This is a genomic window from Paraburkholderia sp. SECH4, from assembly GCF_030511745.1.
GTDB lineage: Bacteria > Pseudomonadota > Gammaproteobacteria > Burkholderiales > Burkholderiaceae > Paraburkholderia > Paraburkholderia madseniana.
Genome location: NZ_JALOCP010000033.1, coordinates 79,733 through 86,770 on the forward strand (window position 1 = coordinate 79,733; position 7,038 = coordinate 86,770).

Sequence of the window (7,038 nt, forward strand, 5' to 3'; positions counted from 1 at the left end):
CGCATGCCTTGTCACGCCTGACCACGCTCGCGTTCCACCTGCGGATACGTGATGCTGTCATGCGTAAGGTTCACACTGTGCGAACACGCGCTTCAACCTCTCTTACCGATGACAATTGAATTCGTCTTGCGGCTCTTTGCCGCCTTTAGCTGCGGGGTCGCGATCGGCCTCGAACGGCAGATGCGCCAGCGCAACGCCGGCCTGCGGACCATCACGCTGGTCGCCAGCGGCGCGTGCCTGTTCGTCACGCTCGGCGTGCTGACCGGCAACGGCACCGCCGGTATCACCCAGATTGCCGCGTATGTCGTCTCCGGCGTCGGCTTTCTCGGCGGCGGCGTGATCATGCGCGACAAGGGCTCCATTCAGGGGATCAACACCGCCGCGACCTTGTGGTGCTCGGCGGCCGTCGGCGTATTGTGCGGTGCGGGGCATTACGGCCCGGCCCTCGCCGGCACCGCGGTCGTACTGCTGACCAATACGGTGTTGCGTGAAGTGAGCCGTGCCATCAACGCGGCGCCCGTTTCGGACGCCGACCTCGTGCGCGAGTATGTGCTGACGATCGTTTGCCGGGAGGCCGATGAAATTCACATTCGTACCGCGGTATCCAACTCAATGTATTCGACACCGCTGTCGTTCCAGAGCCTGACGAGCGAAGACGTCGAAGACGATACGGGACGCATTCGCGTTACCGCAACATTGAAGCTGCATCCGAAAGATCAGCCGAAGCTCGAACAGATGGCCAGCCGCATCAGCATGGAAAAGAGCGTATCGAGCGTGAGCTGGACGGCTAAAGATGCGGAGCCGACGCCTGAGTGAGCCACCTCGCGTAAGCTCCCAATATTCGTGCGCATCGTCTACACTTAGCTTGCAATAGATTCAGACAATGTTAATTCCGCGTCCTGAATATGGACTGTCCCATAACCTTCGACTAAGCTCTGTCACCGTGATTTTTTCACACTCAACCATGGAGTCTCGAATATGGAACACGGCATCATTGCATGGCTCATCATCGGCGCAATCGCCGGCTGGCTGGCTGGCGTGCTCGTCAAGGGCGGCGGCTTCGGTCTGATCGTCGACATCATCGTCGGGATTGTCGGCGCATTCATCGGCGGCTGGCTTGCCGGTGTGTTGCACATTTCGCTCGGCGGCGGCTGGATCGGTTCGATCATTACCGCCGTGATCGGCGCCGTCATTCTGCTGTTCCTTATCCGGCTTGTGCGGCGCGGCACCTGAGCGTAGCACCTGATGTCTTACGGCGTCGGGAGCGAATGCCACCTGACGCCGGTTTTACTTCGCGTTTAGAGACGCGCCTCTACTGCCGGCAACATCGAGCCGGTGTCACGCAGTCGCGTATGCCAGGTGAAAGCCTGGTCCAACCGATGCGGCGTTTGCCCACCCCATTGCAAGGCATCCCGATAGTAGTCGCGAAGCAGATCGCGATAGAGCGGATGCACGCAGTTTTCGATGATCAGCGTAGCGCGTTCCCGCGGCGCCAATCCGCGCAGATCGGCGAGGCCCTGCTCCGTCACGACTACGTCCACATCGTGCTCGTTGTGATCGCAGTGCGGCACCATCGGCACGACACTCGAAATGCGGCCGCCCTTCGCCATCGACTTCGTCGCAAAGATCGCGCATGACGCATTGCGCGCGAAATCGCCCGAGCCGCCAATGCCGTTCATCATGTGCGTGCCGCCGACGTGCGTGGAATTCACATTGCCGTATATGTCGAATTCCAATGCGGTATTCAAGGCGATCAGACCGAGCCGGCGAATCACTTCAGGATGGTTGCTGACCTCCTGCGGACGCAGCACCAGGCGATCGCGATAGCGCTCGAGTTCACCGAACACTTGCGCCTGACGCGCTGCCGACAACGTGATCGACGCACCCGAGGCGAACGTCACCTTGCCGGCGTCCATCAGATCGAAGGTCGAATCCTGCAGTACTTCTGAGTAAATTTCGAAGGCGCCGAAAGGCGAATCGACAAAACCGGCCAGCACCGCGTTGGCAATCGTGCCGATGCCCGCCTGCAACGGCGGCAATTGCGGGGGCATGCGTCCGCATGACACTTCGTGCTGGAAAAACTCAATCAGATGGCGCGCAATCAGCTCGGTTTCCGCATCCGCGGGCAGCACCGTGGACGGGCTGTCCGCCTTGTCGGTGATCACGATCGCCGCGATTTTTTCTGGCGGAATTTCGATGGCATGCGTACCAACGCGGTCTTGCGGATGCATGATCGGCAGCGGCTCGCGATTCGGCCTGCGGCCCGGAATCCAGATGTCGTGCAGCCCTTCGAGTGCGAGCGGCTGGGCAAGATTGATTTCGACGATGACCTTGTCGGCCAGGATCGCAAAGCTGGCCGAGTTGCCGACTGAAGTGGTCGGCACGATGCCGCCAGTTTCGGTGATCGCGGTGGCCTCGATAATGGCGACATCGAGCTTGCCGAGCTGATTCGCGCGCAGCATCTCGACAGTTTCAGACAGATGCTGATCGACGAACATCACTTCGCCGCGGTTGATCGCATCGCGCAGGGTCTTGTCGACCTGAAACGGCAAGCGACGCGCCAACACATGCGCCTCGGTGAGCATGCGATCCACGTCATGACCTAGCGATGCGCCGGTCATCAACGTAATTTGCAGCGGCTTGCCTTCCTGCCGGACGCGCTCGGCGAGTGCGACCGGGACAGCCTTGGCGTCGCCCGCGCGCGTAAAGCCGCTGGCGCCGACGCGCATGCCGTCCTGAATCAGAAGCGCCGCCTCGGCGGCTGAAGTGATTTTTCCGCGCAGCGCGGAGCAACGAATCCGGTCCTGGTACATGAAATCGAGTCTCTCCATAATCGCCCGTCCAGTCTACCGGTGCGCACGTCTGCGGTGTGCTTCGCTCAGTAGCCAGTTTGTCGCACCAGCCGCGGCGTCTCGACGGGACGGCGTCGCGGCCAGGCGTTTCGTCGCGTGCAACATTCCCGCGACAGGTCTTACAGGTACTGCTGGTGTTGCGCGTGGCGCTGCTTAGCTGCCGAAGAAAATATTACAGAAACTCACAGGCCCTACGCACTCTTCAGCTTTGGCCTTCGGTACTGCGACACGGCGTTGCTCATCGACGCTCTTCGCGCGCGGTGCATTCGCCTGTGCGACCTGTTGTTCCGAGGCGGCAGGCGCCGTCTGTGCATGAGCGACAGCAGCGGACAAAGTGCAGGCAATCAGGGCAATCTTCAACACATTCATTTCGTTCTCCAGTTCTTACGATTCCGTCCCGCAGGAAGTTCTTTTTGGGGACTGCGCGGCGGTGAAGAAACTATATGACCGCCACCTACGCGGATAAACAAGGCTGGACGGAAGGGACCTTTCCATCTGGCAGAAGGATCGGGGCGCACGCCCGATCCGACGCGCGGGTCAACGCGTATGGAAAGGCGCGTCTTTGTCGAGCAACGCCGTGCGGATGAAGTGCAGGCAACTCAGGATGCGCTGCAGGTCGTGTCGCTGGTCCCGGTCGGCATGGACGGTTTCCAGCAGGTCCTGCGCGATCCACGTGGCCGCGCGCACGGATCCGAGCGCGCGCTCGAGAGCGTGTGAGTCCGGTCGCGCAAAGAGCCGCGCGAGGTCGTCGCAAGTCCGCGTGAGGCCGCTGTTCCAGTGCGAATGAAGGGCTTGCGCGTAGCCCGCGCGCGCTGCTTCATTGCGCAGATCGATCACGGCGTGCCCTACTTCGAGGGTGACGAGCATCCAGCGCAACGCATCACGGCGGCGTCGGGAGCGCCGCGTCAGTAGCATGCGCAACTGTGAGGCCAGATCGTGAGTGCTCGACTGAAAGCGTTGATTGAGTCCGGGCAGTTCGTCCTTGCACGCAGACACGACTTGCGCGCGCAAATCACCCTTGATTCTCTCGGTGAGCCACGGCATGTCCGCGGGAAACACCACCGAGAACACGATTGCTGCAAGCAATAACGACGCCGTGATCGCTATCCCATTGTTGATCAGCAGATCGGGCGCATACGTGACGACGTTGTCCGGCGCGGCGAGCAGGCAGAAGAACACCGAAAATCCGATGCCATACCCTGCCGAGAGCTTGCGCGACGCGATGAAGGCGCCGAGTGCAAGCACCGGAGCGAGCATCGCGCAAAGCAGCGGAAAGCCGTCGATGTTCGGATATACGTAGCACGTAAATAGGTAGCCGGTCATGGTCGCCAGCACCGCACCGACCGCCATCTGCACGGCCATTTTCGATGCGTTCGACGCGGTCGACGTCAACGCACAAACCAGCGCCGCGCCGATCACTGCCAGACCGCCGCTGGGCCAGTCGGTGGCGATCCAGAACCAGCCGGCGATCGCCATCACCACCGCCGACCTGGCAAAGGTAAACGCGACCACAAAGCCGTTCGTCCTGCTCACGTAGCGGCCGGCGGTGTACGGCCCAGCTCCCGGTTTGCGCCACGCCAAAGACGCGTAAGTCTCGGAGTAGCGGATCCATTCATCGACAAATCGATATAGCAGTTCCGAGGCGGTATCGAAGTCCGCGAGCGATTCAGCGGGCGCGGCTTCCAGTGGCCGTCTCGTTTCACGCACGCGCCTTGGCAAGCTCGCCTGAAAGAGCCGCAAGCCGGCAGCTACGTGCGCTGCATCAGCATTCGCATCTCGCGTGGATTCAAGCAGTGCCGACAGCTCGCTGAAGTACGGCGTGATGGCGTCGACCCTCCAGATCGGGCCGCTGACACGCAGACGTTTGAGCAACTGGTGCAGCGCATGCAGCCGCGCACATGCGTCCATAAATTCGCCGTTCAGACGGCCGAGATGCTGGCTGCGTGAACGCATGGCCGGATCCTCGAAGGCAGCAAATGTTCGCGTCGCTTCAAAGCCGACGATCTCGTCGACGAGGTCCGCAAAGCGCCGTTCAAATTGGCAACGGTCGATTCCGCGACCCAGCACCTCGGCAGCGAACGCAGTAAAATTTGTATATCGAAGATGAAGTGCGCGCCGCAGCGCAAGACTGGAACGCTGCGGCACGATGAGCGCGCTGACTGCGCTCGAACACACGATACCGACCGCCACTTCCGCTGCGCGCGTAAGCGCCGCCAGAAGCAGGTCGTGAGGCGCCGTGACATTCGGGATGCCGATCAAAGCGGCGGTATAGCCGGCCAGCACAAAGCCGTACCATCTGAAATGCCGATACCGGACCGCTGCCGCGATACAGACGCTCACCCAACCGATCATGCCGAGCATGTACAACTCGGGCTGCTGGACGAACAGCGCGCCGAGCACCAGGGCAGCGACCGTCCCCACCGCAGTGCCAAGAATCCGGTAGAAACTCTTGGCGAGCACCATGCCGCTGAACGGCTGCATCAGCACGAACACCGTGGTCATCGCGATTCGCGGCTGCTGGAGATCCAGAAACATGGCGATGCCCAGTGCCAGCAAACCCGCAGTGACCGTTTTCAGCAGATGCAGCCAGATCAGACCGTCGCTGTTCGCCCAGTCGCGAACGGCGGGACTGAGCGCCGGCAACATGACGCGCCACTGCCGGCGAGAATCCACGGTGGGCTTGATCGCATGTTGGCGTCTCATCATCAGAAAGCAACGCGTCTCGGTTTGTCGCTAAAAGAAGCCCCGGTGAACGCTGCGCACACCAGCAGGCAAGGCGCCGATTGTAAGAGCATGCGCTGCGCGTATTAATAGGACGGGCGCGGAACCTCCCTTCCAGAATGAACAACAATGGGCTTGCGGGACAGGCGGACAATACGGCTTCTGCCGTGAAATAGAAGGATCGATGGATACGCTACAAAATATGCGAGTGTTCGTGCGCGTGGTTGAAGCCGGTAGTTTTACCGCCGCCGCGCAGTCACTCAATTCGACGACTGGCGCGATGTCGCGCGCGGTCTCGGAACTCGAGGCTCATCTGCGTACGCGCTTGCTGAACCGGTCGACGCGGCGGCTCGCGCTCACCACGGCGGGCGAGCGTTATTTGAAACGCTCTCAGCAGATCCTTGCAGATGTCGACACAGCGGAAGAAGAAGCAAGCTGCGCCCACGAACGCCCTGCCGGCGCTTTGCGGATGCACAGCTTTGCCAGTATCGGCCAGCATTACGTGCTGCCGGCCATCTCCCGGTATCGCGCGCTTTATCCCGAAGTGACCGTCGAGTTGACGTTGTCGCAGCGCATGCCCGACCTGTTCGAAGGCAGCGCTGACGTCGCTGTTATCGGCGCCTCGACTCTGCCGAATTCCGACCTCGTGTCGCTCCCGCTTGGTACAACGTTCAGCATCCTGTGCGCATCGCCTGCTTACGTGCGTGCTCATGGCGCGCCGCAACAGCCCAGCGACCTGGCGCATCACGAGTGTCTGATCTTGCACACGCCAGCATTTCCGGCCTACGAATGGGTGCTCGACGGCCCCAACGGCAGCGAGATGATGGAAGTGAATGGACCCGTGCAAGTGAATATTGCGGAATCGCTGATCGTCGCGATTCGCGAGGGAATGGGCATTGGTATGGTGCCGCTCTATGCGGCGATTGCCGGGCTGCGTGACGGGACGTTAGTCCGCGTGCTGCCTGAATATACGCTGCAGAAGATGAACGTTTACGCGCTGTATCCGTCACGCAAGTTCGTCGATGCGAAGACGCGGACGTGGGTTGAGTTCTTACGCACGCATCTGCCGAAGGTGATTGCACGCGACGAGGCGTTACTTGCGGAAGTTGGCCAGATGCATGCAGTTGATGGCACTGTGCCTGTGAGAACGGCTGGCATTGGGGGCGGAGATGTCGCCGCGCACTGACGCAGTTTTTTAGCTGACGAGCTGGCCGCGCCTGTGGAAGGTAGCAACGTAGGTAACGAAGTGGCGGGACATTTGTGACGGCATCTATGGCCTGCCAGATAGCGGCAGTGTTTTCGTGACGCACCTCTCGGAATGGAGGTGCGTTGTCCCGCGGGTTGGGAACGAGAGTTAAGAGTCCGCGCGTGTGCTCGCTACGACGCCAGAGTCTTGGCGCTGAATTCAGAGCCGTAAACGCAGAAACCCCACCTTTGTGGGGTGGGGTTTCTGATGCTGCAGGGG

Annotated in this window: 6 protein-coding genes; 3 read left to right on the forward strand and 3 right to left on the reverse strand. The window is 61.0% G+C overall.

Going from position 1 to position 7,038, the window contains the following annotated elements; translation table 11 throughout:
• Window positions 1-108: 108 nt before the first annotated feature.
• Together M0D67_RS32415 and M0D67_RS32420 are read left to right on the forward strand one after the other, a co-directional pair.
• Window positions 109-816 carry an MgtC/SapB family protein gene (locus M0D67_RS32415; RefSeq protein ID WP_154565796.1) on the forward strand — a complete coding sequence of 236 codons (708 nt, stop codon included), beginning with the start codon at window positions 109-111 and terminating at the stop codon, window positions 814-816.
• 162 nt (window positions 817-978) lie between these two features.
• Window positions 979-1,233 (forward strand): GlsB/YeaQ/YmgE family stress response membrane protein, encoded by a 255-nt coding sequence (locus M0D67_RS32420; RefSeq protein WP_028197420.1) that lies wholly within the window; start codon window positions 979-981, stop codon window positions 1,231-1,233.
• 65 nt (window positions 1,234-1,298) lie between these two features.
• Here M0D67_RS32420 and M0D67_RS32425 read toward each other — a convergent pair whose 3' ends face one another.
• The 3 genes from M0D67_RS32425 to M0D67_RS32435 all read right to left on the reverse strand — a co-directional run bounded on the left by M0D67_RS32425 (window position 1,299) and on the right by M0D67_RS32435 (window position 5,555).
• Window positions 1,299-2,813, reverse strand: a complete 1,515-nt coding sequence (locus M0D67_RS32425; RefSeq protein ID WP_154565800.1) for an acetyl-CoA hydrolase/transferase family protein — start codon at window positions 2,811-2,813, stop codon at window positions 1,299-1,301.
• Window positions 2,814-3,005: 192 nt separating this feature from the next.
• Complete coding sequence (locus M0D67_RS32430; RefSeq protein WP_154565797.1) at window positions 3,006-3,221, reverse strand: hypothetical protein; 216 nt, start codon at window positions 3,219-3,221, stop codon at window positions 3,006-3,008.
• Window positions 3,222-3,389: 168 nt separating this feature from the next.
• On the reverse strand, window positions 3,390-5,555 hold the full coding sequence (locus tag M0D67_RS32435) for an FUSC family protein (RefSeq protein ID WP_266241034.1): 2,166 nt from the start codon (window positions 5,553-5,555) through the stop codon (window positions 3,390-3,392).
• 202 nt (window positions 5,556-5,757) lie between these two features.
• Between M0D67_RS32435 and M0D67_RS32440 the strand changes: the two genes are divergently transcribed.
• On the forward strand, window positions 5,758-6,759 hold the full coding sequence (locus M0D67_RS32440) for a LysR family transcriptional regulator (RefSeq protein ID WP_266241033.1): 1,002 nt from the start codon (window positions 5,758-5,760) through the stop codon (window positions 6,757-6,759).
• Window positions 6,760-7,038: the final 279 nt, after the last annotated feature.